Origin of the sequence: Bacillus sp. ZY-1-1 (assembly GCF_003047165.1) — a bacterium.
GTDB classification, from domain to species: domain Bacteria; phylum Bacillota; class Bacilli; order Bacillales; family Bacillaceae; genus Bacillus; species Bacillus velezensis.
In genome coordinates this window covers 3233571-3259963 of the sequence record NZ_CP027061.1, presented here as the reverse complement: position 1 = coordinate 3259963, position 26393 = coordinate 3233571, and the positions used below count along the sequence as shown (strand labels likewise).

Genomic DNA, 26393 nt, shown 5'->3' with positions numbered 1-26393 from the left:
CAGAATGCAGCCGCTAGCAGGAATCATCATGGGAAGCACCTCCGATTGGGAGACAATGAAACATGCATGCGACATACTTGACGAACTTCACATTCCTTATGAAAAACAGGTAGTATCCGCGCATCGGACGCCTGATTTGATGTTTGAATATGCAGAAAGCGCCAGAGACAGAGGCTTAAAAGTCATTATTGCCGGAGCCGGTGGAGCGGCGCATCTGCCGGGTATGACGGCGGCCAAAACGACACTGCCGGTGATCGGCGTACCGGTTCAGACAAAATCGCTTAACGGGCTTGATTCTCTTCTGTCTATCGTACAGATGCCCGGCGGCGTGCCGGTCGCGACAACGGCGATCGGAAAAGCGGGCGCAGTGAACGCGGGTCTGTTAGCCGCGCAGATTTTGTCGGCATTTGACGGTGACATTGCGGATAAACTAGAGGCGAGAAGAAATGCGACAAAACAAACGGTGCTGGAAAGCAGTGATCAGCTTGTCTGATAAAAAAACGATTTATCCCGGCGCCGTCATCGGCATTATCGGAGGCGGACAGCTCGGAAAAATGATGGCTGTCGCCGCAAAACAGATGGGCTATAAAGTCGCAGTCGTCGATCCCGTGAAAGACTCGCCATGCGGACAGATCGCCGATATTGAGATTACCGCCCAGTATAATGACCGTGAAGCGATTCAAAAATTGGCCGGAGTCAGTGACATCATTACGTACGAATTTGAAAATATCGATTACGAGGCGCTCAACTGGCTCAAAGAACATGCATATCTTCCCCAGGGAAGCGAGCTGCTGCTTATCACCCAAAACAGGGAAACGGAAAAAAAGGCGATCCAGTCAGCAGGCTGTCAAGTCGCTCCTTATCGGATCGTAAACAGCGGACGGGAGCTTGAGGAAGCTGTTCAGGCCCTGGGGCTCCCGGCGGTGCTGAAAACATGCCGCGGCGGATATGACGGCAAAGGCCAATTTGTCATTAAGGAAGAAGGACAGACAGACGAAGCGGCCGCGCTGCTAGAAAACGGCACGTGCATACTGGAAAGCTGGGTATCATTCCGGATGGAGCTTTCCGTTATCGTGACGAGATCGGTGCACGGTGAGATTTCAACCTTTCCGGCTGCTGAAAATATCCACAAAAATAATATTCTGTTCCAAAGCATCGTGCCCGCGAGAGCGGAGGAAACGGTTCAAAAGCGGGCAGAGGCGCTTGCCGTTCAGCTCGCGGAGAAATTGGAGCTTGTCGGGCCGCTTGCGGTGGAAATGTTCGTCACAGAAGACGGAGACCTTTTGATCAATGAACTGGCGCCGCGTCCTCACAACTCCGGGCATTATACGCTCGACCTTTGTGAAACGAGCCAATTCGAACAGCACATCAGAGCGGTCTGCGGACTTCCTCTCGGCAGAACCGATCTTCTCAAACCGGGAATGATGGTGAATCTGCTCGGTGAGGAAGTGAAGCTTGCGGAGGAGCATACGGAGCTTTTAAAAGAAGCCAAACTGTACCTGTACGGAAAACATGAGATTAAAAAAGGCCGTAAAATGGGGCATATGACATTTTTGCGGAAGCCTGATGAAACATGGATTCAGGACATCACGAACATATGGATGAAAAGAGACGGAGGACGAGCATAATGATCGAACGTTATTCAAGACCTGAAATGTCCGCGATCTGGACGGACGAAAACAGATACCAGGCATGGCTGGAAGTCGAGATTTTAGCCTGTGAAGCCTGGGCTGAGCTTGGCGTCATTCCGAAAGAAGACGTCAAGGTCATGCGCGAAAACGCGTCTTTTGACATCAACAGGATTTTGGAAATCGAGCAGGATACGCGCCATGACGTCGTTGCATTTACCCGCGCGGTTTCAGAATCATTAGGCGAAGAAAGAAAATGGGTCCACTACGGCCTGACGTCAACAGATGTCGTGGATACCGCTCTTTCCTATCTATTAAAACAGGCGAATGAGATCTTGCTCAAGGACATTGAGAGATTTGTTGACATTATAAAAGAAAAAGCGAAAGAACATAAATACACGGTCATGATGGGCCGCACGCACGGCGTACACGCGGAACCGACGACTTTCGGCCTGAAGCTCGCGCTTTGGCACGAAGAAATGAAACGCAACCTTGAACGTTTCAAGCAGGCAAAAGAAGGGATCGAAGTCGGCAAGCTTTCCGGCGCGGTCGGCACATATGCAAATATTGATCCGTTCGTAGAGCAGTATGTCTGTGAAAAACTCGGGCTGAAAGCGGCGCCGATTTCCACTCAGACATTACAGCGCGACCGTCATGCGGATTACATGGCGGCACTGGCTTTGATCGCGACGAGCATTGAAAAATTCGCAGTGGAAATCCGCGGTCTCCAAAAGAGTGAAACACGTGAAGTGGAAGAGTTTTTTGCTAAAGGACAAAAAGGCTCATCGGCTATGCCTCATAAACGGAATCCGATCGGGTCGGAAAATATGACGGGCATGGCGCGCGTGATCCGCGGGTACATGCTGACGGCATACGAAAATGTACCGTTATGGCATGAGCGTGATATTTCTCATTCATCAGCTGAGCGCATCATTCTTCCTGACGCGACAATCGCGCTGAATTACATGCTGAACCGATTCAGCAACATCGTCAAAAACTTAACGGTATTCCCGGAAAATATGAAACGCAACATGGACCGCACACTCGGTTTAATCTATTCTCAGCGCGTGCTGCTTGCTTTAATCGACACGGGTCTGCCTCGTGAAGAAGCATATGACACGGTTCAGCCGAAAGCGATGGAAGCGTGGGAAAAACAAGTGCCGTTCCGCCAGCTTGTCGAAGCGGAGGAAAAAATCACGTCCCGCCTCACACCGGAACAGATTGCCGATTGCTTTGACTACAATTATCATCTGAAAAACGTCGACTTGATCTTTGAGCGTTTAGGTTTATAGAAGAAGCCAGCCGGAGGCGGCTTCTTCAGCCGCCGTAGATTGAATATTCCCAACATTCGGGTTAGGAGGCCTTCCGTGAATATTGTGAACAATAATCTTCTTTATGAAGGAAAAGCGAAGCGAATTTATCAAACTGAAGACGAACAGATTCTCCGCGTGGTCTACAAGGATTCCGCAACAGCCTTTAACGGTGAGAAAAAAGCGGAGATCAGCGGAAAGGGCCGTCTGAACAATGAAATTTCAAGCCTGATTTTCAAACATCTGCACGCCAAAGGAATTGACAACCACTTTGTGGAGCGTGTTTCAGAATCAGAGCAGCTCATCAAAAAAGTGAGCATCATTCCGCTTGAAGTCGTGGTCAGAAACATTGCCGCCGGAAGCATGTCGAAACGTCTCGGCATCCCGGAAGGAACAGAGCTCCCGCAGCCGATTATCGAATTTTACTACAAGGATGACGCACTCGGAGATCCGCTCATCACAGAAGATCATATCCGGCTCTTAAAAGCGGCGGCTCCTGAGCATGTCGAAACGATCAAATCGATTACAAACCAGGTGAATCAAGAACTTCAGCATATTTTTGAAGACTGCGGCGTCAGATTAATAGATTTTAAGCTGGAATTCGGCTTAGACGCAGAGGGACGGGTGCTTTTAGCGGATGAAATTTCTCCTGACACGTGCCGTCTGTGGGACAAAGACACAAACGAAAAGCTCGATAAAGATTTGTTCAGACGGAACCTGGGAAGCTTAACCGACGCATATGAAGAGATTTTCAAAAGACTGGGAGGCATTTCATAATGTATAAAGTGAAAGTTTATGTCAGCTTAAAAGAAAGTGTGCTCGATCCTCAAGGAAGCGCAGTGCAGCATGCATTGCACAGCATGGCCTACAATGAAGTGCAGGATGTGCGCATCGGAAAATACATGGAGCTGACGATCGAAAAATCTGACCGCGATCTTGACGCGCTCGTGAAAGAAATGTGTGAAAAGCTCCTTGCCAATACAGTCATTGAAGACTACCGATATGAAGTTGAGGAGGTTGTCGCACAGTGAAATTTGCGGTGATTGTGTTACCCGGCTCCAACTGTGATATTGATATGTTTCACGCCGTAAAGGACGAACTCGGCGACGAAGTCGAGTATGTCTGGCACGAGGAAACAAGCCTTGACGGATTTGACGGCGTGCTCATCCCCGGCGGGTTTTCATACGGCGACTACTTGAGATGCGGCGCCATCGCCAGATTCGCAAACATCATGCCGGCCGTGAAAAAAGCGGCTGCCGAAGGAAAACCGGTTCTCGGTGTCTGCAACGGATTCCAGATTCTGCAGGAGCTCGGACTTCTGCCCGGCGCCATGAGACGCAACAAAGATTTAAAGTTCATCTGCCGCCCTGTTGAATTAATCGTACAGAACGGCGATACGTTATTCACATCTTCCTATGAAAAAGGACAATCGATTACGATTCCGGTTGCCCACGGCGAAGGCAATTTCTACTGTGATGACGAAACGCTTGAAAGATTAAAAGAAAACAATCAAATCGCCTTCACATACGGCGGCGATATTAACGGAAGCGTCAGCGGCATTGCCGGCGTCGTGAATGAGAAAGGCAACGTATTAGGCATGATGCCTCACCCTGAGCGCGCAGTCGATGAACTGCTCGGCAGCGCAGACGGTCTTACATTGTTCCGGTCTATCGTGAAAAATTGGAGGGAAACTCATGTCGCTACTGCTTGAACCAAGTAAAGAACAAATAAAAGAAGAGAAACTCTATCAGCAAATGGGTGTCAGTGATGACGAGTTCGCACTCATTGAATCTATTATCGGAAGATTGCCGAACTACACGGAAATCGGGATTTTTTCCGTGATGTGGTCAGAGCACTGCAGCTATAAAAACTCAAAACCGGTTTTACGCAAATTCCCGACTAGCGGCGAACGCGTGCTGCAGGGTCCCGGAGAAGGCGCGGGAATCGTTGACATCGGTGACAATCAGGCGGTCGTGTTCAAAATTGAATCTCATAACCACCCGTCAGCGCTTGAGCCATACCAAGGTGCTGCGACGGGAGTGGGCGGCATTATCCGTGACGTTTTCTCAATGGGCGCCCGTCCGATAGCTGTATTAAACTCTCTTCGATTTGGTGAACTCACTTCACCTCGTGTGAAGTACTTGTTTGAAGAAGTAGTGGCGGGAATCGCGGGATACGGAAACTGTATCGGTATTCCGACGGTCGGCGGAGAAGTGCAGTTTGACGCAAGCTATGAGGGCAATCCGCTTGTCAATGCAATGTGCGTCGGATTGATTGATCATAAAGATATTAAAAAAGGCCAGGCGAAAGGTGTCGGCAACACGGTCATGTACGTCGGCGCTAAAACGGGCCGCGACGGCATACACGGCGCTACTTTCGCATCAGAAGAAATGTCAGATTCATCTGAAGAAAAACGTTCCGCGGTGCAGGTCGGCGATCCTTTCATGGAAAAACTTCTCCTGGAAGCATGCCTTGAAGTCATCCAATGCGATGCCTTAGTCGGCATTCAGGATATGGGGGCGGCCGGTCTGACAAGTTCGAGTGCTGAAATGGCAAGCAAAGCCGGCTCCGGCATTGAAATGAACCTTGATCTCATTCCGCAGCGGGAAACGGGTATGACCGCTTACGAAATGATGCTTTCCGAGTCTCAGGAACGCATGCTTCTCGTCATTGAACGCGGACGTGAACAGGAAATTGTCGATATTTTTGATAAATATGACCTTGAAGCGGTTTCCGTAGGTCATGTGACGGATGATAAAATGCTCCGCCTCCGCCATAACGGAGAGGTTGTTTGCGAACTTCCGGTCGACGCACTGGCGGAAGAAGCGCCTGTATACCACAAACCGTCAGCAGAACCCGCGTACTACCGCGAGTTTCAGGAAACAGAAGTTCCCGCGCCTGAAGTAAAAGATGGGACAGAGACGCTTTTTGCCCTGCTGCAGCAGCCGACAATTGCCAGCAAAGAGTGGGTGTATGATCAATATGACTACATGGTGCGCACAAATACGGTGGTCGCTCCGGGCTCTGACGCGGGAGTGCTCAGAATCCGCGGCACGAAAAAAGCGCTGGCGATGACGACGGATTGCAACGCCCGTTATTTATATCTTGATCCAGAAGAAGGCGGAAAAATCGCCGTTGCCGAAGCGGCGCGCAACATCGTATGCTCCGGCGCCGAACCGCTTGCGGTCACGGATAATCTGAATTTCGGAAACCCGGAAAAACCTGAAATTTTCTGGCAGATCGAAAAAGCGGCCGACGGCATCAGCGAGGCGTGCAACGTTCTCAGCACACCCGTCATCGGCGGTAACGTATCACTTTATAATGAATCGAACGGAACGGCCATCTACCCGACGCCTGTTATCGGCATGGTCGGCTTAATTGAAGATACCGCTCATATTACGACACAGCATTTCAAACAAGCGGGGGATCTTGTATACGTGATCGGCGAAACAAAACCTGAGTTTGCCGGAAGCGAACTGCAAAAAATGACAGAAGGCCGCATTTACGGCAAAGCGCCGCAAATCGATCTTGATATAGAGCTGTCACGCCAAAAAGCATTGCTTGACGCGATTAAAAAAGGCTTCGTTCAATCCGCGCATGACGTATCTGAAGGCGGCTTAGGCGTAGCGATTGCAGAAAGTGTCATGACGACGGAAAACCTTGGCGCCAACGTGACTGTTGAAGGGGAAGCGGCATTATTATTCTCTGAATCTCAATCACGCTTCGTCGTTTCGGTCAAAAAAGAACACCAAGCGGCGTTTGAAGCGGCTGCGGCAGATGCCATTCATATCGGTGAAGTGACAGGAGACGGACAGCTGACGATCCGAAGCCAAGAAGGACAACAATTGGTTCACGCGCAAACGAAAGAACTTGAGCGCGCGTGGAAAGGAGCTATTCCATGCTTGCTGAAATCAAAGGCCTGAATGAAGAATGCGGTGTGTTTGGCATCTGGGGACATGAAGAAGCCCCGCAAATTACGTATTACGGTCTCCACAGCCTCCAGCACAGAGGACAGGAAGGCGCGGGAATTGTCGCGACTGACGGCGAAAAACTGACGGCGCACAAAGGCCAAGGGCTGATCACTGAAGTATTTCAAAACGGCGAGCTCAGCAAAGTAAAGGGAAAAGGCGCGATCGGGCATGTTCGTTACGCAACGGCTGGAGGAGGCGGATATGAAAATGTTCAGCCGCTCCTGTTCCGTTCGCAAAACAACGGCAGCCTCGCGCTCGCCCATAACGGAAACTTGGTCAACGCCACACAGCTGAAGCAGCAGCTTGAAAACCAAGGGAGCATTTTTCAGACTTCCTCCGATACGGAAGTGCTGGCTCATCTGATTAAACGCAGCGGACACTTTTCACTGAAGGATCAAATCAAAAATTCGCTATCTATGCTGAAAGGCGCTTATGCCTTTTTAATCATGACTGAAACAGAGATGATCGTAGCGCTTGACCCGAACGGACTCAGACCGCTGTCAATCGGCATCATGGGCGATGCTTATGTGGTCGCTTCAGAAACGTGCGCATTTGATGTTGTCGGCGCAACGTACCTTCGTGAGGTAGAGCCGGGCGAAATGCTGATCATCAACGATGAAGGCTTGAAATCAGAGCGTTTTTCCATGAATATCAACCGTTCCATCTGCAGCATGGAGTACATTTATTTCTCAAGACCTGACAGCAATATCGACGGCATTAACGTGCACAGCGCCCGGAAAAACCTCGGGAAAATGCTTGCCCGGGAGTCCGCGGTTGAAGCGGATGTCGTCACAGGCGTGCCTGATTCCAGTATTTCTGCGGCCATCGGCTATGCCGAGGCGACGGGCATCCCGTACGAACTCGGTCTCATTAAAAACCGTTATGTCGGCAGAACGTTTATCCAGCCGTCACAGGCTCTCCGTGAGCAAGGCGTCAGAATGAAGCTGTCCGCCGTCCGCGGTGTTGTCGAAGGAAAACGGGTCGTCATGGTTGATGATTCCATCGTGCGCGGGACGACAAGCCGCCGGATTGTCACAATGCTCAGAGAAGCGGGGGCGACAGAGGTGCACGTCAAGATCAGTTCACCGCCGATCGCTCATCCGTGCTTCTACGGTATCGACACATCAACCCATGAGGAGCTGATCGCTTCTTCTCATTCCGTGGAAGAAATCCGTCAGATCATCGGTGCCGACACGCTTTCTTTCTTAAGTGTAGACGGATTGTTAAAAGGAGTCGGCCGAAAATTTGAAGACACCAATTGCGGACAATGCCTCGCTTGTTTTACGGGCAAATATCCGACGGAAATTTATCAGGATACAGTGCTTCCTCACGTAAAAGAAGCGGTGCTGACAAAATAAAATGTGAAAATGACATAAAGGCAGCGGGAATTCAGGCTGCCTTTCTCTTTCTGCCTTTTTAGGAGAAACGAATTGACAAGGAGTGATAGGGATGTCTGATGCTTATAAAAATGCCGGAGTTGACATCGAAGCCGGATACGAAGCCGTCAAACGAATGAAAAAACACGTGGAGCGCACGAAAAGGCTCGGCGTTATGGGAAGCCTGGGCGGTTTTGGCGGAATGTTTGATCTGTCAGAGCTTCCGTATCAAAAGCCTGTTTTAATTTCCGGAACAGACGGTGTCGGCACCAAACTGAAACTCGCATTTTCAATGGATAAGCATGACACGATCGGCGTCGATGCGGTCGCGATGTGTGTAAACGATGTGCTTGCCCAGGGAGCGGAGCCGCTGTTTTTCCTTGATTATTTGGCGGTCGGCAAGGCTGATCCGGTGAAAATTGAGCAGATCGTTCAGGGTGTGGCGGACGGATGCGAGCAGTCAGGATCAGCGCTTATCGGCGGTGAGACGGCGGAAATGCCGGGGCTGTATACGTCTGATGAATACGATATTGCGGGCTTTTCAGTCGGCGTCGCGGAAAAAGACGAAATCGTCACCGGTGAACATATCGAAGAGGGGCATCTCTTAATCGGACTTACTTCAAGCGGCCTTCACAGCAACGGATTTTCCCTGGTGAGAAAAGTGCTTCTTGATGACGGCGGACTTGATTTGGATACTGTCTATGAACCGTTTGCGCGTCCTCTCGGCGAAGAATTGCTGGAACCGACGAGAATATATGTGAAGCCGGTGCTCAAGGCGGTGAAAAGCGGTAAGGTGGACGGCATGGCGCATGTGACAGGCGGAGGATTCATCGAGAATATCCCGCGGATGCTGCCGGACGGATTGAGCGCGGAAATTGATCACGGATCATGGCCGATCCCGCCGATTTTTCCATTTCTGCAGGAGCACGGCAAGCTGAGAGAAGAAGAAATGTTCAATGTCTTTAATATGGGCATCGGTTTTGTCCTTGCCGTTAAAGAAGAAAACCTGACAGACGTCATCGGCACGCTTGAAGCTCAGGGCGAGAAGGCTTATCTGATCGGCCGGGTCAAGCGGGGCGAAGGCATTTCTTTCGGCGGTGCGGCTCTTTCATGAAAAAGTTTGCGGTATTTGCTTCAGGAAACGGATCGAACTTCGAGGCCATTGCCAAACGCATGAGAGAAGAGAAGTGGGATGCGGAGCTCTCGCTTCTCGTGACGGATAAGCCTCAGGCAAAGGCGGCGGAAAGGGCGGAGGCTTTACATATCCCGTCATTCGCCTTTGAACCGTCATCTTTTGAAAACAAAGCGGCCTTTGAACGGGCCATTATTGAACAGCTGCGCCTGCACGGGGCGGAATTAATCGTTCTCGCCGGCTATATGAGACTGATTGGAGATACGCTGCTTGAAGCATACGGAGGACGCATTATTAATATACATCCCTCGCTTCTTCCGGCATTCCCTGGGATTGACGCTGTCGGACAGGCGTATCGGGCCGGTGTGAAAGTGGCGGGCATTACCGTTCATTACGTCGACGAAGGCATGGACACCGGACCGATTATCGCGCAAAAAGCATTCGAAATACAGGAAAACGATACGCTTGAAGACATAGAGCATACAATACACGAGCTTGAGCACAAATGGTATCCGAGCGTTGTGAAACGGCTGCTGGGACTAAATAACAGAGGTGAAAAGGCATGACAATCAAACGCGCACTAATCAGTGTTTCTGATAAAACAAATCTCGTACCTTTCGTAAAGGAACTGACAGAGCTCGGCGTCGAAGTCATTTCGACCGGAGGAACAAAAAAACTTCTTCAGGAAAACGGTGTGGATGTCATCGGCATTTCAGAAGTGACCGGATTTCCTGAAATTATGGACGGACGGTTAAAAACGCTCCATCCTAATATTCACGGCGGACTGCTTGCCGTAAGAGACAATGAAGAGCATATGGCGCAGATCAATGAGCACGGCATTGCACCGATTGACCTTGTGGTCGTCAACCTTTATCCGTTTAAAGAAACGATTTCAAAAGAAGACGTAACATACGATGAAGCGATAGAAAACATTGATATCGGCGGTCCCGGCATGCTGCGCGCCGCATCGAAAAACCATCAGGATGTGACGGTCATCACAGATCCGGCCGATTACAGCTCCGTGCTCAATGAGATGAAAGAACACGGCGGCGTTTCGCTCAAAAGAAAACGCGAGCTTGCGGCCAAAGTATTCCGCCATACCGCGGCATACGACGCATTAATCGCTGATTACTTAACACGCGAGGCCGGTGAGAAAGACCCTGAGCAATTCACTGTTACTTTTGAGAAAAAACAGTCGCTCCGCTACGGTGAAAACCCTCACCAAGAGGCGGTTTTCTACCAAAGCGCACTTCCTGTCTCCGGTTCCATCGCAGCGGCAAAACAGCTTCACGGCAAAGAGCTTTCTTATAACAATATTAAGGACGCGGATGCGGCCGTTCAAATCGTCCGGGAATTTACAGAACCCGCAGCTGTTGCCGTTAAACATATGAATCCATGCGGAGTCGGTACGGGAGCTTCAATTGAGGAAGCATTCAATAAAGCGTATGAAGCTGATAAAACCTCCATTTTCGGCGGCATCATCGCGCTGAACCGTGAAGTTGATCAGGCAACGGCTGAAGCCCTTCACGGCATCTTTTTAGAAATCATTATCGCCCCTTCTTTCAGTGAAGAAGCGCTGAACGTGCTGACGGCGAAGAAAAACCTTCGTCTGCTCACGCTTGACGTGACCGCATCAGGAAAGAAAGAAAAACAGCTGACTTCCGTACAGGGCGGTCTTTTGATTCAAGATTTAGACGTCCATGGATTTGATGACGCCGACATCAGCATCCCGACAAAAAGAGAGCCGAGCGAGCAGGAATGGGAAGATTTGAAGCTGGCCTGGAAAGTCGTCAAACACGTGAAATCCAACGCGATCGTCCTTGCAAAAGACCATATGACGGTCGGTGTGGGCGCAGGACAGATGAATCGCGTCGGTTCAGCCAAAATCGCCATTGAGCAGGCCGGAGAAAAAGCAAAAGGCAGCGCGCTCGGATCAGACGCGTTTTTCCCGATGCCGGATACAGTCGAAGAAGCCGCAAAAGCCGGTGTCACGGCGATTATCCAGCCCGGCGGATCGGTCCGCGATGAAGATTCGATTAAAAAAGCGGATGAATACGGGATCGCCATGGTATTCACCGGCATCAGACATTTCAAACATTAAGGGGGGAACGAAGCGTGAATGTATTGATTATCGGAAAAGGCGGCAGAGAGCATACATTGGCTTGGAAAGCGGCGCAAAGCCCGCTTGTTGACACGGTGTACGCCGCGCCCGGAAATGACGGTATGACAGACTGCGCGACGCTGGTCAACATTGGAGAAAGCGATCATGCCGCACTCATTGCGTTTGCGAAAGAACATCATGTCGGCCTGACGATTATCGGCCCCGAAGTTCCTCTGATTGAAGGGATAGCCGACGAGTTTGAAAAAGCCGGACTGCTTGTTTTCGGACCGTCTGAAAAAGCGGCTATTATTGAAGGAAGCAAACAGTTTGCCAAGGATTTAATGAAAAAATACGGCATTCCGACGGCGGAGTATGAGACGTTTACTTCATTTGAAGAGGCGAAAGCATATGTACAGCAAAAAGGCGCGCCGATTGTCATTAAAGCGGACGGGCTTGCCGCCGGAAAAGGTGTCACAGTCGCGATGACGGAAGAAGAAGCGATTGAATGCCTGCATGATTTTCTTGAGGATGAGAAATTCGGGGAGGCGAGCGCATCTGTTGTCATTGAAGAGTTTCTCGCCGGCGAAGAATTTTCTTTAATGGCGTTTGTAAAAGGGGAGACCGTCTATCCGATGGTCATCGCTCAAGATCATAAACGCGCCTTCGATGGAGACAAAGGGCCGAATACGGGCGGAATGGGAGCCTACTCACCGGTGCCGCACATTTCCGATGATATCGTCAGAAGCGCAGTCGAAACGATTGTGAAGCCGGCGGCAAAAGCAATGGTGAAAGAGGGGCGCTCCTTCACGGGCGTGCTGTACGCGGGGCTGATTCTGACGGAAGACGGATCAAAGGTCATTGAATTCAACGCGCGCTTCGGAGATCCGGAAACACAGGCCGTCGTGCCGAGAATGGAATCTGACCTCATTCAGGTGCTCTTAGATCTTCTGCATGAGAAAGATGTTGACCTAAGATGGAAGGATACGGCCGCGGTCAGCGTTGTCCTGGCTTCTGAAGGCTATCCGGAAGGCTATGCGAAAGGGACGCCGATCGGCAGTTTGACGTCCGCTGAAGACGGGATCGCCGTTTTTCATGCCGGAACGAAAAAAGACGGCGGACAATTTGTTACGAACGGCGGCCGGGTCGCCAATGTCACGGCATTTGCTGAGACATTTGAAGCGGCGAGGGATAAAGTGTACAGCGCCGTTTCAGGGCTGACAAAACCCGGACTGTTTTACAGAAGCGATATCGGCGCCCGTGCGCTGAAAGCATCGCAGCGATAAAGAGGAAACCCCCGCGTCTTAAAAGATGCGGGTTTTCTTCTGAATGACGACTAAGATTGTCATGCAGTCTTGAATTCTGTCCCGGCTTTTGTGATGCCGGGATCGCCGGCAGATTCTTCTCATACTCGCAGGACAGGAGAAAAAATAACAAGCCGAAACGGCTTGTTATTTTTCTTGCTGATGGCTGTCATCCTGATTCATTCCGGCTTGGAACATATATGTCACCGGACAGAAGCGGAGGATGCCGGACGCCGCTTTCATCGCGCCCATCATCATACAGAAGAGATGCATCTTGCACCAAGGTTTTCTCGTGTATTTTGCTGAAGCGGCAGACAAAATGGTGAGGCCGCAAGTGATGCGCATAACGGCGTTTAATAAACTGATATTCGGTTTCATCATTTCAGCTCCCTTAGAAAAAGTTTTTCATTCATCTTCAATAATTTGTAACGTTTTAGCCGTGCGATAATTGTGCGGATGTGATACGATGGGTCTAATATAAGCGAAGGAGAGTATGTGAATGTCCGAACGTACCTTTAACTGGAAAAATAAAGACATCAGATCACAGGCGGATGTTGTAGACTCAAAGCTGCTTCCAACGCTACTTTTACGGGATGCTCTCGTATTAAATCCTTTTTTAAAACAATGGCTGAAAAAGAACGTCTGGATTTACGGAGACCGAATCGTATATGTTGGTCATGAGCTTCCTGATGCAGCAGAGCACATTCATACCATAAATTGTGAAGGAAAATACATTGTGCCAGGTTACATTGAACCGCATACACATCCTTTTCAAATATATAATCCCCAAACGCTCGCCGAATATGTGTCTCAATTCGGAACAACGACGTTTGTTAATGATAACTTGTTTTTTCTTTTGCACAGCGGTAAAAAGAAAGCGCTTACTATATTGGAAGAACTAAAAAAACAGCCGGTGCAATATTTCTGGTGGTCCAGATATGATCTGCAGACTGAAGTGCTGAATGAGGACCAGCTCCTTTCTTTTGATGTCCGCAAGCAATGGATTGAGCATCCGGATGTCATTCAAGGCGGAGAATTGACCGGATGGCCGCGCCTCATGGACGGCGATGACTTGATGCTTCATTGCATGCAGGCGACAAAGAAACTGCGCAAGCGGATAGAAGGGCATTTTCCCGGAGCTTCTGAAAAAACACTGACGAAGATGAAACTGTTCGGGGCTGATTCTGACCACGAAGCGATGAATGGCGACGAGGTGATGAGACGGCTTGAATTGGGTTACTATGTTTCGCTCAGACATTCATCCATCCGCCCTGATTTGAGAACGATTTTGCAGGATCTCCATCAAAAAGGCTTCCGGCATTATGATCATTTCTTTTACACGACGGATGGAGCGACGCCGCATTTTTATAAAGGCGGCATGACGAATGAATTAATCAAAATCGCTTTGGAGGAAGGGGTTCCGGCGATTGACGCCTACAATATGGCCTCCTTTAATATCGCGAAATATTATCAGATGGATGACTTTCTCGGTGTGATCGGTCCGGGCCGGCTTGCTTCATTAAACATTCTCGATGACCCGATGAATCCGGACCCGGTCACGGTGATCTCCAAAGGCATCCTGCTGAGGGAAGACGGCCGAAATATGAATGCGTTTACAGAAACGGATTGGAAAAAGGGCGGTCTTGTCCCTCTTGAGCTTTCATATGATATGACGATGGATGATTTACAGTTTTCAATGCCGATGGGTGTGATAATGCGCAACGCCGTCATTATGGAGCCGTATATGATTGCGATTGATAATTCTGTTGACCAGCTTTCTTTTGATCATGATGAATGCTATCTCACGCTTCTCGATAAGCATGGAAAATGGCGGGTCAATACAATGCTGAAAGGTTTTGCCGATCGGGTGCAGGGCTTTGTCAGTTCCTACACGACAACCGGAGATATTATCGCTGCCGGAAAAAATAAAGAAGATATCCTGCTCGCTTTCTCACGGATGAAAGAAATCGGCGGCGGAATCGTGCTTGCCGAAAACGGGAAGATTCTTCATGAGATTCCCCTCGCTTTAAACGGTTCTGCATCCGCGGAGAATTATGAAGAAGTGCTTGAGAAAGAGCAAAAACTGAGGACGCTGCTGGAGGAGCGGGGCTACCGATTCTGCGATCCGATCTATACGCTGCTCTTTTTGCAGAGCACACACCTGCCTTATATCCGCATTACGCCGAGAGGAATATTCGACGTGATGAAAAAAACTGTACTCTTTCCATCGATAATGCGTTAAAATATAAAAGCAGGGAGCCGACATATGAAAAGATGGAAAACCGTTTGTATGCTTTGTTTTGCGTTTTTGCTGCTTGCCGCCTGCCGGCAGAACAATGCCGATCAGGTGCAGCCGAAAGAAGCGGAAGCTCCTTTAACGGGGCTGAAAACTGAGCAGAAGCTTGCAGAACGCCGTCCGATTGCAGTCGCAGTGAACAATCATCCGAAGGCGAGGCCCCAATCCGGGCTGTCAAAGGCGGATGTTGTCATCGAAGCGCTCGCGGAGGGCCGGATTACGCGGTTTCTCGCGATTTTTCAAAGTGAGATGCCGGAAACGGTCGGGCCTGTGCGGAGCGCGAGGGAATATTTTGTCACGCTCAGCAGCGGGTTTAACAGCATATTTGTCCATCATGGCTGGAGTCCCGGCGCTAAAAAGCAGCTGGAGTCCGGAACTTACGATTATATAAACGGTTTGGATTTCGACGGCAGCCTGTTTTGGAGAGCCGATTTCAGCAAGCCGCCCCACAATTCCTACACGTCTTATGACAATATCAGGAAGGCGGCGGAACAAAAAGGATACAAGCTGAACGGAAAAACAGAACCGCTCCCATTTCAGACATCAGATGCAAAACCCGGAAACGAAACCTACAATATTCGGATAGATTATGGAACACAAAATGTTACAAATCTTGTCGAATACGATTATGATAAAAAAGCTGATGCTTATACAAGAAGCTCTGATGGTGTGAAAGCGACAGACCGGGAGACCGGAAAGCCTTTAGCCATGCACAACATTTTTATTGTTGAAGCCGGCCATCGCATGACAGACAAAGATGGAAGGCGGGCCATCGATATTCAGTCAGGGGGGAAGGGCCTCCTGCTTCAGCACGGCGATGTTATGGAGTCAGACTGGGAATATAAAGACGGCCGTATTCTGCCCGTAAAAGGCGGTGAGATTCTTCCGTTTGTGCCAGGAAAGACATGGATTAATATCGTGCCTGATCTCGATGCAGCTTCCATTAGTAAAGGAGAAGGTGTTTGACGATGCAAATCGATAAATTACGCGGAAAAGAACTGGACCAGTTATTTTTATCTATTTTATCGCTGAAAGATCTGGAGGAATGCTATCGTTTCTTTGACGATCTTTGTACGATTAATGAAATCCAATCGCTGGCGCAGCGTTTGGAAGTGGCGAGAATGCTCCGCGAAGGAAATACGTATCACAAAATTGAAAGCGAAACGGGTGCTTCCACAGCGACGATTTCCCGGGTGAAGCGCTGCTTAAATTACGGGAACGACGCCTATGAAATGGCGCTTGACCGCGTAAACAAAGGAGAATCCTCCTCAGCTACGTAAAAAACCGCTCTGCCGATGACGGCAGGCGGTTTTTTTATGCGTGCTGATTCAAAAGGCCGGGAAGTTCCCTCAGGCTTCCGTCTTCCTCCCGGTATACGATGTGTTCAGCTGAGAAATGAATCGGCGAGCTGATACCCGCCGCCGCGGCAAGATGAAACAGCCCTTCACGCAACGAGAGCACGTAGTTGCAGACGCGATGCTGTTTATCCTCGATACTGAGCGCGCGCTGAAGTTTTGGATCGGTTGTCGCCACTCCGACAGGACAATGATTGGTGTGGCATACTTGAGCGCGGATACAGCCGACTGAAAACATCATTCCCCGGGCAATATTGACAAAATCCGCGCCTAACGCGAGGGCAACGGCAATCTTATCGGGAGTGAGCAGCTTTCCGGATGCGAAAATTTTCAGCCTATCTCTTATACCGTATGTCTTCAAAAGGCCGTCAACAAGGGGGAGGCCGGTCAGAATCGGCAGGCCGACGGAATCCGCCAGCTCATGGAAAGAAGCTCCCGTTCCCCCTTCACTGCCGTCAATCGTAATAAAGTCGGGAAGTTTGCCTGATGAACTCATACAGGAAATAAGGTCTTCAAGGTCTTTGCGGCTGCCCGGGACAATTTTGATGCCGACCGGTTTTTCACCGACAGTTCTTAATTTCTCAATGAAATCAAGCATGTCCGGAACATTTGAGAACTCGTTGAAGCGGTTTGGACTGTCAATGGATTGTCCGGGCTGCACATTTCTGATGGCGGCAATTTCTTCGGTCACCTTTGAACCGTCAATATGACCGCCTCTTGCTTTCGCCCCTTGCGCAAGCTTTAATTCAAAGGCTTTAATCTGCTCGAGGCGGCTTTTTTTCTTAAATTCTTCCCATGAAAATTCTCCATCTTCAGTGCGCACGCCGAACAGCCCGGGGCCGATTTGGCAGATAATATCCGCGCCGCCTTTCAAGTGATACTCAGACAGGCCGCCTTCGCCTGTATTCATCCATGTGCCGCCGGCCTGGTGCAGCCCTTTTGACAGGGCGGTGATTGCCCGGTCGCCAAGTGAGCCGTAGCTCATCGCTGATTGTCCGATTAACCCTTTTACATAAAACGGTTTCTTGCATGTGTCGCGGCCGATCACTTGCACATCGTCCGGATGCAGGTAATAAGGGTCCGCTTTTGCTTTTTCGCGGTGTTCGCTGCGTTTCAGCAGGTTGTCTTTGTCAATCTTGTATACCATCGTGTCGATCTTCGGCGTCTGATCTGTGCGCAGCTCCTCCCTTTGTTTTGGGAAGAGGGCGTTACGGATATAATAGCCCGGCTGATCGAAATCCCGTTCTGAGCCGAAGCCCATCATTCTGCTTTTATACTTTCCCGACATGACCGTCTGTTCATATTCTCTCCGGGAAAACGGCTGTTCTTCGTTATCATTGCTGAATAAATACTGCCGCAGCTCAGGTCCGATTTTTTCAAATATATAGCGCAGTTTTCCCGCTGCGGGATAATTGCGCAGCACTGAATGTTCTTCCTGCTTTTCGTCTCTTATGTAAATCCAGAGAAACAATGCGGCGGGAACTAAAATAATAAAAATCAATATACAAATCAGTACGATAATGGCTTGTTCCATTGAGATCAGACTCCTTGCCTTTTTTCTCTTTGACATTCCACATTTTGTCTGTTTTCAAACATAGCCGTTTCCCGTCCGGCGGAGCGCAATCTTTTTTTGTGAATCAGGTGAATGACGTCTTTTTCCGTTTTTCCGGGCCAAACGAATTTGTTATAATGTTTAAATGGCAAGAAACGAATGGAGGAACGAAAACGCATGTACGATGTTAACGAGTGGAAGCATGTTTTTAAACTCGATCCGAATAAAGATTTACCGGATGAACAGCTGGAACGGCTTTGTGAATCAGGGACTGACGCCATTGTGATCGGAGGAAGCGACAATATCACCGAGGACAATGTGCTGAGACTGATGTCAAAGGTGCGGCGGTTTTTAGTGCCGTGCGTACTTGAGGTGTCGACGATTGATTCCATTGTGCCCGGGTTTGATCTTTATTTCATTCCGAGTGTGCTCAACAGCAAAAAGGCGGACTGGATTGTCGGCATGCATCATCAGGCGATGAAAGAATACGGAGAGCTCATGTCAATGGAGGAAATCGTGACGGAGGGCTACTGCATCGTCAACCCTGATTGTAAGGCGGCCGCTTTGACGGAGGCGGATACACATATAGAAACAGAAGATATTCTCGCCTATGCGCGGGTCGCGGAACATTTGCTTCATCTCCCGATTTTTTATCTGGAATACAGCGGGATGCTGGCGGACATAGAAACGGTGGAGAAAACGAAGGCTGTGCTGGACAAGTCCGTTCTGTTTTACGGAGGCGGCATTAAAGACGCGGAAACGGCGGAACGGTTCGGCCGTCATGCCGATGTCATCGTTGTCGGAAATGCCGTATATGAAGATTTTGATCAGGCGCTCAAAACGGTGGCGGCTGTAAAGACAAAGTAGCCAAGCGGACGAAATTGATTTATGATAGAACATATGTTTGATAGGCGGTGAACGGATATGAATTACATTAGCAATCAATTATTAAGCGGATTAAATCCCGTTCAGCAGGAAGCGGTCAAGACGACGGACGGTCCGCTGCTTCTGATGGCGGGCGCGGGAAGCGGAAAAACACGTGTGCTGACGCACAGAATCGCATACTTAATGGCGGAAAAACACGTGGCGCCATGGAACATTCTGGCGATTACCTTTACAAATAAAGCCGCCAGAGAAATGAAGGAGCGGGTGGAGAGCATTCTCGGACCCGGCGCGGATGAAATCTGGATTTCCACCTTCCACAGCATGTGCGTGCGGATTCTGCGCAGGGATATTGACAGAATCGGCATCAACCGAAACTTCTCCATTCTTGATACGGCTGATCAGCTTTCCGTTATTAAAGGGATTTTGAAAGAGCGGAATATCGATCCGAAAAAGTTTGATCCGAGAAGTATTTTAGGCTCCATCAGCAGCGCAAAAAACGAGCTGATCGAACCTGAGGAATTCGCAAAAACGGCCGGCGGCTACTACGATCAGGTCACGAGTGACGTGTATACCGATTATCAGAAAAAACTGCTGAAAAACCAATCGCTCGATTTTGATGATTTAATCATGACGACGATTAAGCTTTTTGAGCGTGTGCCGGAAGTGCTTGAGTTTTATCAGCGCAAATTCCAGTACATTCACGTAGACGAGTATCAGGATACGAACAGGGCGCAATACCTGCTTGTGAAGCAGCTTGCGGCCCGCCTTGAAAATATCTGCGTCGTCGGTGACTCCGACCAGTCCATTTACAGATGGCGCGGAGCGGATATCGCGAATATCCTTTCCTTTGAAAAAGATTATCCGAGCGCAAACGTGATTCTGCTCGAGCAAAACTACCGCTCAACAAAGCGGATTCTGCAAGCGGCTAACGAAGTGATCAAAAACAACTCAAACCGCAAGCCGAAAAACCTGTGGACGGAAAATGACGAAGGCATCAAGCTTTCTTATTACAGCGGCGACAATGAATTCGGCGAAGGCCAATTCGTCGCGGGCAAAATTTATGAGCTGCACAGCTCGGGCCGGCGGAAGCTTTCCGATATCGCGATTTTATACCGGACAAACGCCCAGTCGCGCGTCATTGAGGAAACCCTTTTAAAATCCGGACTGAACTACAATATCGTCGGCGGAACCAAGTTCTACGACAGGAAAGAAATTAAAGACATTCTCGCATACCTGCGCCTTGTGTCAAACCCGGACGACGACATCAGTTTTACGCGGATCGTCAATGTGCCGAAGCGGGGCGTCGGCGCCACTTCGCTAGAAAAAATCGCTTCATATGCGGCGATGAACGGAATGTCAATGTTCCAGGCGATCAAACAGGTTGATTTCATCGGTGTCAGCGCGAAAGCGGCAAACGCGCTTGACAGCTTTGGCGCGATGATTGAAAATCTGACGAACATGCAGGATTACCTGTCCATTACGGAACTCACGGAAGAAATTCTCGAGAAAACGGAATACAGAGAAATGCTGAAGGCCGAAAAATCAATCGAAGCCCAAAGCCGCCTTGAAAATATCGACGAGTTTCTTTCCGTGACGAAAAACTTCGAACAAAAAAGCGAAGACAAGTCTCTCGTCGCGTTTCTGACTGATTTGGCGTTGATTGCGGATATTGACCAGCTCGACCAGAAGGAAGAGGAATCAGGCGGAAAGGATGCCGTCACTTTAATGACACTGCACGCCGCTAAGGGGCTTGAATTTCCTGTCGTGTTCTTAATGGGCATGGAAGAAGGCGTGTTCCCGCACAGCCGCTCCCTGATGGAAGAAGCCGAGATGGAAGAAGAACGCAGGCTCGCATATGTAGGCATTACGAGGGCGGAAGAAGAACTGTATTTAACGAATGCCAAAATGCGCACCTTATTCGGCCGCACCAATATGAATCCGGAATCCCGCTTTATCAGGGAAATACCTGGCGATTTATTGGAGAACCTAAATGAGAAGAAAACACCTCGCATGCAGCCGGGAAGAAAAGTGCAGCCGAAACGCGGGCCCGTATCCCGTCCCGTTTCCTATGCGAACAAAACAGGCGGCGACTCGCTCAGCTGGGCGGTCGGCGATAAAGCGGGCCATAAAAAATGGGGCACCGGAACGGTTGTCAGCGTAAAAGGAGAAGGCGAAAGCACCGAGCTTGATATCGCATTCCCGAGCCCAGTCGGCGTGAAGCGTCTGCTTGCCGCTTTTGCGCCGATTGAAAAGCAGTAACCTGAAGAGGAAAGGAAGAACATGATGGACAAAGAAACAGCGAAACACCGGGCAGAAGAATTGCGCCGCACCATCGATCAGTACAGTTATGAATATTACACCTTAGATGAACCGAGCGTGCCGGATTCCGAGTACGACAGACTGATGCAGGAGCTGATTGCCATAGAGGAAGAGCACCCGGAGCTCAGAACGCCTGATTCGCCCACACAGCGGGTCGGGGGAGCGGTGCTTGAATCTTTTCAAAAGGTGCAGCACGGCACGCCGATGCTCAGTCTCGGCAACGCATTTAACGATGATGATCTCCGCGATTTTGACCGCCGCGTCCGTCAGGCTGTCGGTGACGGCGTCGCTTACAATGTGGAGCTGAAAATAGACGGTCTTGCTGTTTCTCTCCGTTATGAAGACGGCTATTTCGTCAGAGGCGCGACAAGAGGAGACGGAACGACGGGCGAAGATATCACCGAAAACTTAAAAACGATCCGCAACATTCCGCTGAAAATGAAACGTAATCTTTCCATAGAAGTGCGCGGAGAGGCGTACATGCCGAAACAGTCATTTGAAGCGCTCAATGAGGAAAGGCTGAAACATGAAGAGGAGCCGTTCGCCAATCCCCGGAACGCGGCTGCGGGCTCACTCAGACAGCTCGATCCGAAAATTGCAGCGAAACGAAATCTTGACATCTTCGTCTACAGTATAGCGGAGCTTGACGAGATGGGTGTGGAAACACAGAGTCAGGGCCTGGATTTTCTGGATGAGCTCGGTTTTAAAACAAACCAGGAACGGAAAAAATGCGACACGATAGATGAAGTCATTGAAATGATCGAAGAGCTGCAGGCGAAGCGGGCCGATCTCCCTTATGAAATTGACGGAATCGTCATCAAAGTCGATTCGCTCGACCAGCAGGAAGAACTCGGGTATACGGCAAAAAGCCCGCGCTGGGCGATTGCTTACAAATTCCCGGCTGAAGAGGTCGTGACAAAACTGCTCGATATCGAACTGAATGTCGGAAGAACGGGCGTTATTACGCCGACCGCCGTTCTGGAACCGGTAAAAGTCGCGGGAACGACGGTCTCAAGAGCATCCCTTCATAACGAAGATTTAATTAAAGAGAAGGATATCCGCATTCTCGATAAAGTGGTCGTCAAAAAAGCGGGCGACATCATCCCTGAGGTCGTCAATGTCTTAATTGAACAGCGGACCGGGGAAGAAAAAGAATTCAATATGCCGACCAGCTGCCCTGAGTGCGAAAGCGAACTTGTCCGCATTGAAGGGGAAGTCGCGCTGCGCTGCATCAATCCGGAATGTCCGGCGCAAATCAGAGAAGGCCTGATTCACTTTGTCTCACGCAACGCGATGAATATTGACGGACTCGGAGAACGTGTCATTACACAGCTTTTCCGTGAACACCTCGTCCGTAATGTCGCTGATTTGTATAAGCTGACGAAAGAACAGGTCATCCGGCTTGAGCGGATGGGGGAAAAATCAACTGACAATCTGATCAGCTCCATCCAAAAGTCGAAAGAGAATTCGCTGGAACGCCTGCTGTTCGGTCTCGGCATCCGTTTTATCGGCTCAAAAGCGGCCAAAACACTGGCCATGCATTTTGAAAGCCTGGAAAATCTGAAACAAGCCACGGAAGAAGAGCTGCTTGCGGTAGATGAAATCGGCGAAAAGATGGCCGATGCCGTTATCACCTATTTCCGCAAAGAGGAAATGCTTGAGCTTTTGAATGAACTTGAGGAACTCGGTGTGAACACACTCTACAAAGGCCCGAAAAAAGTAAAAGCGGAGGACAGCGACTCTTATTTTGCCGGCAAAACCATCGTGTTAACCGGAAAGCTTGAAGAGCTGTCCAGAAATGAAGCCAAGGCGCAGATTGAAGCGCTCGGCGGAAAGCTGACGGGATCTGTCAGCAAAAAAACAGACTTGCTGATTGCCGGAGAAGCGGCCGGAAGCAAGCTGACAAAAGCGCAGGAATTAAACATTGAAGTATGGAATGAAGCACAGCTATTGGGAGAGCTAAAGAAATAAGAGGAGTGTTTTCTATTGAAAAAGATGTTGGCATTGGCGGCGACGGCAACGGCGGCAGTACTCATGCTGTCGGCCTGTTCGCCGAGTTTCGGGGGAAAAAAAGAGGAAGAGATCACGCAGAAAACGGCAAAGTCTTCTGAAAAAGCGATCATACCGAAATATAATATCTCTGATTCCTACTATAAAATGGTGCTCCCGTTTAAGGCCGGAAAAGCGCGCGGCCTGACCGCGGACCGGCTGAACACGAGGCTGGACATCGATGAATTCGAGACGGGGCTGATGCGGCTCGCTCAAGACACGTTCCCGACGGATGACTATTTGTATCAGGAAGGCCAGTATTTAGATGAGGACACGGTACTCAGCTGGCTTGACCGCAAAAAAGAGGGCAGTGATCTGAAAAAGGCGAAAAAGGCAGACGCCAATTTCCAGAATCTCGGCTTAAACCCGGTGCTGCCAAGCTCGGGATCAGCAAAAGAGAAAAACGAAAACAGCCCGATTTACTTAGCGTCCATGCTTGAGCAGGATTACTTAGTAAGAAAAGATAAAAATTCTATCCAGCTTGGCGGTGTCATGATCGGTCTCGCTCTCAACTCTGTATACTATTACCGCGAAAACACAGGTGATCCGCAGCAGGAAGTGGAGCTCAGCGACAAAACGATCCGCAGCCACGGCGAAGAAATCGCACAGGAAGTCGTTAACCGCCTTCGGAAAATGGATAACCTGAAAAATGTGCCGATTACCGTCGCCCTTTATAAACAAGCGCCGAAAACATCAATCGTACCGGGGAATTACATTGCGAAAACAGAAGTCAAGGCCGGCTCATCCACCATTTCAAACTGGGATGATGTCAAAGAAAAGTACGTCTTCTATCCGGCGGATACAGACACGGCAAAGAAATACCCTGATGATTCCGAAGTGTTTAAACGCTTCAAAAACGCCATCGACAGCTACTTCCCGAATTACACCGGAGTTGTCGGAACGGCAATGTACGAAAACGATGAAATGAGAAAAATGAAGATTGAAATCCCGATGCAATTTTACGGGAAAAGCGAAGTCATCGCCTTCACCCAATACTTAACAGGTGAGCTGATGGATTATTATTCAAAAGGCTCAGTTGATGTCGAAATTAACATTACCTCGTCTGACGGGCAGGAAGCGCTGATCGTCCGCAATGCGGGTGACAAAGAACCGACCGTCCATATTTACGATTAACCAAGATGCCCTTGTTCATTTCTGTATGAGCAAGGGTTTTTTAGTGTGAATATCGTTGGAGAGAGGAATGAGATATGTTAAGATATTTGTATAATTAGGAATTAACAGGAAAACACATTTCATTTCTGAGCGGATGTTACGAATCTGCTGTGAAAAAAGAAGGGCAGGAATGTTGATGAATGACATTTGCTGAGTACACACACCGCCTACAAATGTTATGAAAAGGGTGAATCAGCATGCATAAAGATATTAAAGCGATTTTTGAGGAAGATAAGGTGCTGGCTGAAGCCGGTGAAATATACGGATTTACCAAGTTTCAATTTATTGCGGACGCAGAGAACTACGTATATGAAATTGTGAAAGATAACGAACCGTATATCTTAAAAATTACGCATACGATCAGAAGAACGCTGGAATATATTCTCGGAGAAATGGAATGGCTTCATCATCTGGCAAAGGGAGGGCTTTCAGTAGCAAAGCCGATTCCTTCATTAAATGGCAAAGATGTCGAAGAAGTGCCCGACGGAAAAGGCGGAGCGTTTTTATTAAGAGTCTATGAAAAAGCGCCCGGACGCAAAGTGGAGGAATCAGACTGGAACGGAACTCTGTTTTACCAGCTTGGAAAGTACACGGGGAACATGCACCGGCTGACGAAAAGCTACCGTCTGAGCGATCCGGCATATAAAAGGCAGGAATGGGATGAAGAGGAGCAGCTGAAGCTGAGAAAATACGTACCCGCAGATCAGCGTCTCGTATTTGAGCGGGCGGATGCTCTAATGGAAAAACTGCGCCGTTTGCCGAAGAATCCTGAAAACTACGGCCTTGTGCACGCCGATCTGCATCATGGCAATTTTAATTGGGACAACGGAAAAATCACTGCATTTGATTTTGATGATATCGGCTACAATTGGTTTGTGAATGATATCAGTATTCTGCTGTACAACATGTTGTGGTATCCGGTCATCCCGTATGAAGACAAGGCCGCGTTTACGGGTGAATTCATGACTCACTTTATGAAAGGCTACAGGGAAGAAAATGACCTTGATTCCGCATGGTTTGAACACATCCCGGATTTCCTCCGGCTGCGCCATATGCTGATCTACGGATTATTGCATCAGGCGTTTGACCTCAATTCACTCGGGGACGAGGAACTCGGGATGCTGAAAGCCTTCAGGCGCGATATCGAAAATGAAACACCGATTACGGAGTATCAATTTTCTGCATTCGTATAAATAGAAAAAAACGCCGGCTGAATCCAGCCCGGCGTTTTTTATAACGTATCACATTTCACTCCGACGACGCCCTGAATTTCTTTAATATCATAATAGACGTCAGTGGTGTAGCGGTTTTTATGAACACTGACTTTCACTTCCATAATCGGAAATTCTTTTTCACCCAGGTCATCAATCCGGACGGAGTGAATGCGGAGCTGTTTGCTTTTCATTTCCTTTAAAATCTCGGTCATTTTGTCTTTATCGGAAAGAGACATTCTCACGCGGATATCCTTTTCCTTCAAGCGGTTGGGACCGATTTTTCTGATCAGCCACGGAAGAAATTCGACACTGATCAGGATAAACAAGAGGCTTGCGAACGCTTCTTTATAAAAGCCGGCGCCTGTAGCCAGACCCAGCCCGGCCGCGCCCCAGATGATAGCCGATGTCGTCAGGCCGGATATGACGTCATTGCTTTTACGCAGGATCACGCCCGCGCCGATAAAACCGACGCCGGAAATGATTTGGGCGGGAAGGCGGAGCGGATCCATCATGATACGGTAATATTTCGGGAAATGATATGCCGCATTAATGCTGACGATCGTCAGCATACAGGAGCTGACGGCGATGACGATACAGGTTTTCAGTCCGAGCGGTTTGTTTTTCAGTTCGCGTTCAAGACCGATGATCATGCCGATCAGCGTGGCAATGCCCAGCTTTAATAAAATGTCTGGTTCGATAGGCCAGCTCAATTTGCACAGCACCTCCGCAAT

General features: G+C 49.2%; 23 protein-coding genes. 20 read left to right on the top strand and 3 right to left on the bottom strand.

Annotation, left to right across the window (positions count from 1 at the left end; translation table 11 throughout):
* Positions 1–4 precede the first annotated feature (4 nt).
* The 12 genes from purE (at position 5) to purD (ending at position 12801) form a co-directional block, all read left to right on the top strand.
* The gene (gene purE / locus C5I45_RS16230) at positions 5–493 is read left to right on the top strand and encodes a 5-(carboxyamino)imidazole ribonucleotide mutase (RefSeq protein WP_003155768.1); all 489 of its coding nucleotides are present in this window, start codon (positions 5–7) and stop codon (positions 491–493) included.
* Positions 447–1628 carry a 5-(carboxyamino)imidazole ribonucleotide synthase gene (gene purK, locus C5I45_RS16225; RefSeq protein ID WP_014304544.1) on the top strand — a complete coding sequence of 394 codons (1182 nt, stop codon included), beginning with the start codon at positions 447–449 and terminating at the stop codon, positions 1626–1628. Before purE ends, purK begins: the two co-directional genes overlap by 47 nt.
* Positions 1628–2920 (top strand): adenylosuccinate lyase, encoded by a 1293-nt coding sequence (gene purB, locus C5I45_RS16220; protein WP_007408896.1) that lies wholly within the window; start codon positions 1628–1630, stop codon positions 2918–2920. Before purK ends, purB begins: the two co-directional genes overlap by 1 nt.
* A gap of 75 nt (positions 2921–2995) precedes the next feature.
* Positions 2996–3715: a phosphoribosylaminoimidazolesuccinocarboxamide synthase gene (purC, locus tag C5I45_RS16215; RefSeq protein ID WP_003155762.1), complete on the top strand. Its 720-nt coding sequence runs from the start codon at positions 2996–2998 to the stop codon at positions 3713–3715.
* On the top strand, positions 3715–3969 hold the full coding sequence (gene purS / locus C5I45_RS16210) for a phosphoribosylformylglycinamidine synthase subunit PurS (RefSeq protein ID WP_014417102.1): 255 nt from the start codon (positions 3715–3717) through the stop codon (positions 3967–3969). The genes purC and purS overlap by 1 nt, the downstream gene beginning before the upstream one ends.
* The gene (purQ, locus tag C5I45_RS16205; protein ID WP_025853960.1) at positions 3966–4649 is read left to right on the top strand and encodes a phosphoribosylformylglycinamidine synthase subunit PurQ; all 684 of its coding nucleotides are present in this window, start codon (positions 3966–3968) and stop codon (positions 4647–4649) included. The genes purS and purQ overlap by 4 nt, the downstream gene beginning before the upstream one ends.
* Positions 4633–6861 (top strand): phosphoribosylformylglycinamidine synthase subunit PurL, encoded by a 2229-nt coding sequence (purL, locus tag C5I45_RS16200; RefSeq protein ID WP_024084976.1) that lies wholly within the window; start codon positions 4633–4635, stop codon positions 6859–6861. Before purQ ends, purL begins: the two co-directional genes overlap by 17 nt.
* Positions 6837–8267: an amidophosphoribosyltransferase gene (gene purF, locus C5I45_RS16195; RefSeq protein ID WP_003155754.1), complete on the top strand. Its 1431-nt coding sequence runs from the start codon at positions 6837–6839 to the stop codon at positions 8265–8267. Before purL ends, purF begins: the two co-directional genes overlap by 25 nt.
* 91 nt (positions 8268–8358) lie before the next feature.
* Positions 8359–9399, top strand: coding sequence for a phosphoribosylformylglycinamidine cyclo-ligase (gene purM, locus C5I45_RS16190; RefSeq protein ID WP_107994509.1), 1041 nt, complete (start codon positions 8359–8361; stop codon positions 9397–9399).
* Positions 9396–9983, top strand: a complete 588-nt coding sequence (gene purN / locus C5I45_RS16185; protein ID WP_003155752.1) for a phosphoribosylglycinamide formyltransferase — start codon at positions 9396–9398, stop codon at positions 9981–9983. The genes purM and purN overlap by 4 nt, the downstream gene beginning before the upstream one ends.
* Positions 9980–11518, top strand: coding sequence for a bifunctional phosphoribosylaminoimidazolecarboxamide formyltransferase/IMP cyclohydrolase (purH, locus tag C5I45_RS16180; protein ID WP_025853962.1), 1539 nt, complete (start codon positions 9980–9982; stop codon positions 11516–11518). Before purN ends, purH begins: the two co-directional genes overlap by 4 nt.
* 14 nt (positions 11519–11532) lie before the next feature.
* On the top strand, positions 11533–12801 hold the full coding sequence (gene purD, locus C5I45_RS16175) for a phosphoribosylamine--glycine ligase (RefSeq protein ID WP_025853963.1): 1269 nt from the start codon (positions 11533–11535) through the stop codon (positions 12799–12801).
* 165 nt (positions 12802–12966) lie between these two features.
* On the opposite strand, the gene C5I45_RS16170 is transcribed toward purD, so the two are convergent.
* Positions 12967–13197 (bottom strand): YgaP family membrane protein, encoded by a 231-nt coding sequence (locus C5I45_RS16170; RefSeq protein WP_003155749.1) that lies wholly within the window; start codon positions 13195–13197, stop codon positions 12967–12969.
* A gap of 121 nt (positions 13198–13318) precedes the next feature.
* Here C5I45_RS16170 and C5I45_RS16165 point away from each other — a divergent pair, with 121 nt between their 5' ends.
* Genes C5I45_RS16165 through C5I45_RS16155 form a run of 3 tightly spaced genes read left to right on the top strand, consistent with a single transcriptional unit; the run spans position 13319 to position 16395 of the window.
* Entirely contained in the window at positions 13319–15061 is a 1743-nt protein-coding gene (locus tag C5I45_RS16165; protein ID WP_003155748.1) for an adenine deaminase, read from the top strand.
* Positions 15062–15085: 24 nt separating this feature from the next.
* Positions 15086–16081, top strand: a complete 996-nt coding sequence (locus C5I45_RS16160) for a DUF3048 domain-containing protein (RefSeq protein ID WP_014304551.1) — start codon at positions 15086–15088, stop codon at positions 16079–16081.
* Between the two features lie 2 nt (positions 16082–16083).
* Positions 16084–16395, top strand: coding sequence for a YerC/YecD family TrpR-related protein (locus C5I45_RS16155; RefSeq protein ID WP_003155745.1), 312 nt, complete (start codon positions 16084–16086; stop codon positions 16393–16395).
* Positions 16396–16429: 34 nt separating this feature from the next.
* On the opposite strand, the gene C5I45_RS16150 is transcribed toward C5I45_RS16155, so the two are convergent.
* Positions 16430–18004, bottom strand: coding sequence for an FMN-binding glutamate synthase family protein (locus tag C5I45_RS16150; RefSeq protein ID WP_003155744.1), 1575 nt, complete (start codon positions 18002–18004; stop codon positions 16430–16432).
* A 195-nt stretch (positions 18005–18199) separates the two neighbouring features.
* Between C5I45_RS16150 and C5I45_RS16140 the strand changes: the two genes are divergently transcribed.
* The 5 genes from C5I45_RS16140 to C5I45_RS16120 all read left to right on the top strand — a co-directional run bounded on the left by C5I45_RS16140 (position 18200) and on the right by C5I45_RS16120 (position 25641).
* A complete protein-coding gene (locus C5I45_RS16140; RefSeq protein ID WP_003155740.1) occupies positions 18200–18889 on the top strand; it encodes a heptaprenylglyceryl phosphate synthase in 690 nt (229 codons plus the stop codon).
* 57 nt (positions 18890–18946) lie between these two features.
* Positions 18947–21166: a DNA helicase PcrA gene (pcrA, locus tag C5I45_RS16135; protein WP_107994508.1), complete on the top strand. Its 2220-nt coding sequence runs from the start codon at positions 18947–18949 to the stop codon at positions 21164–21166.
* A gap of 24 nt (positions 21167–21190) precedes the next feature.
* The gene (ligA, locus tag C5I45_RS16130) at positions 21191–23197 is read left to right on the top strand and encodes an NAD-dependent DNA ligase LigA (protein WP_003155738.1); all 2007 of its coding nucleotides are present in this window, start codon (positions 21191–21193) and stop codon (positions 23195–23197) included.
* Between the two features lie 15 nt (positions 23198–23212).
* Positions 23213–24409, top strand: coding sequence for a CamS family sex pheromone protein (locus tag C5I45_RS16125; protein WP_003155737.1), 1197 nt, complete (start codon positions 23213–23215; stop codon positions 24407–24409).
* Positions 24410–24645: 236 nt separating this feature from the next.
* Positions 24646–25641, top strand: a complete 996-nt coding sequence (locus tag C5I45_RS16120) for a phosphotransferase enzyme family protein (protein WP_107994507.1) — start codon at positions 24646–24648, stop codon at positions 25639–25641.
* Between the two features lie 38 nt (positions 25642–25679).
* On the opposite strand, the gene C5I45_RS16115 is transcribed toward C5I45_RS16120, so the two are convergent.
* Positions 25680–26372, bottom strand: coding sequence for an MgtC/SapB family protein (locus C5I45_RS16115; protein ID WP_003155735.1), 693 nt, complete (start codon positions 26370–26372; stop codon positions 25680–25682).
* Positions 26373–26393: the final 21 nt, after the last annotated feature.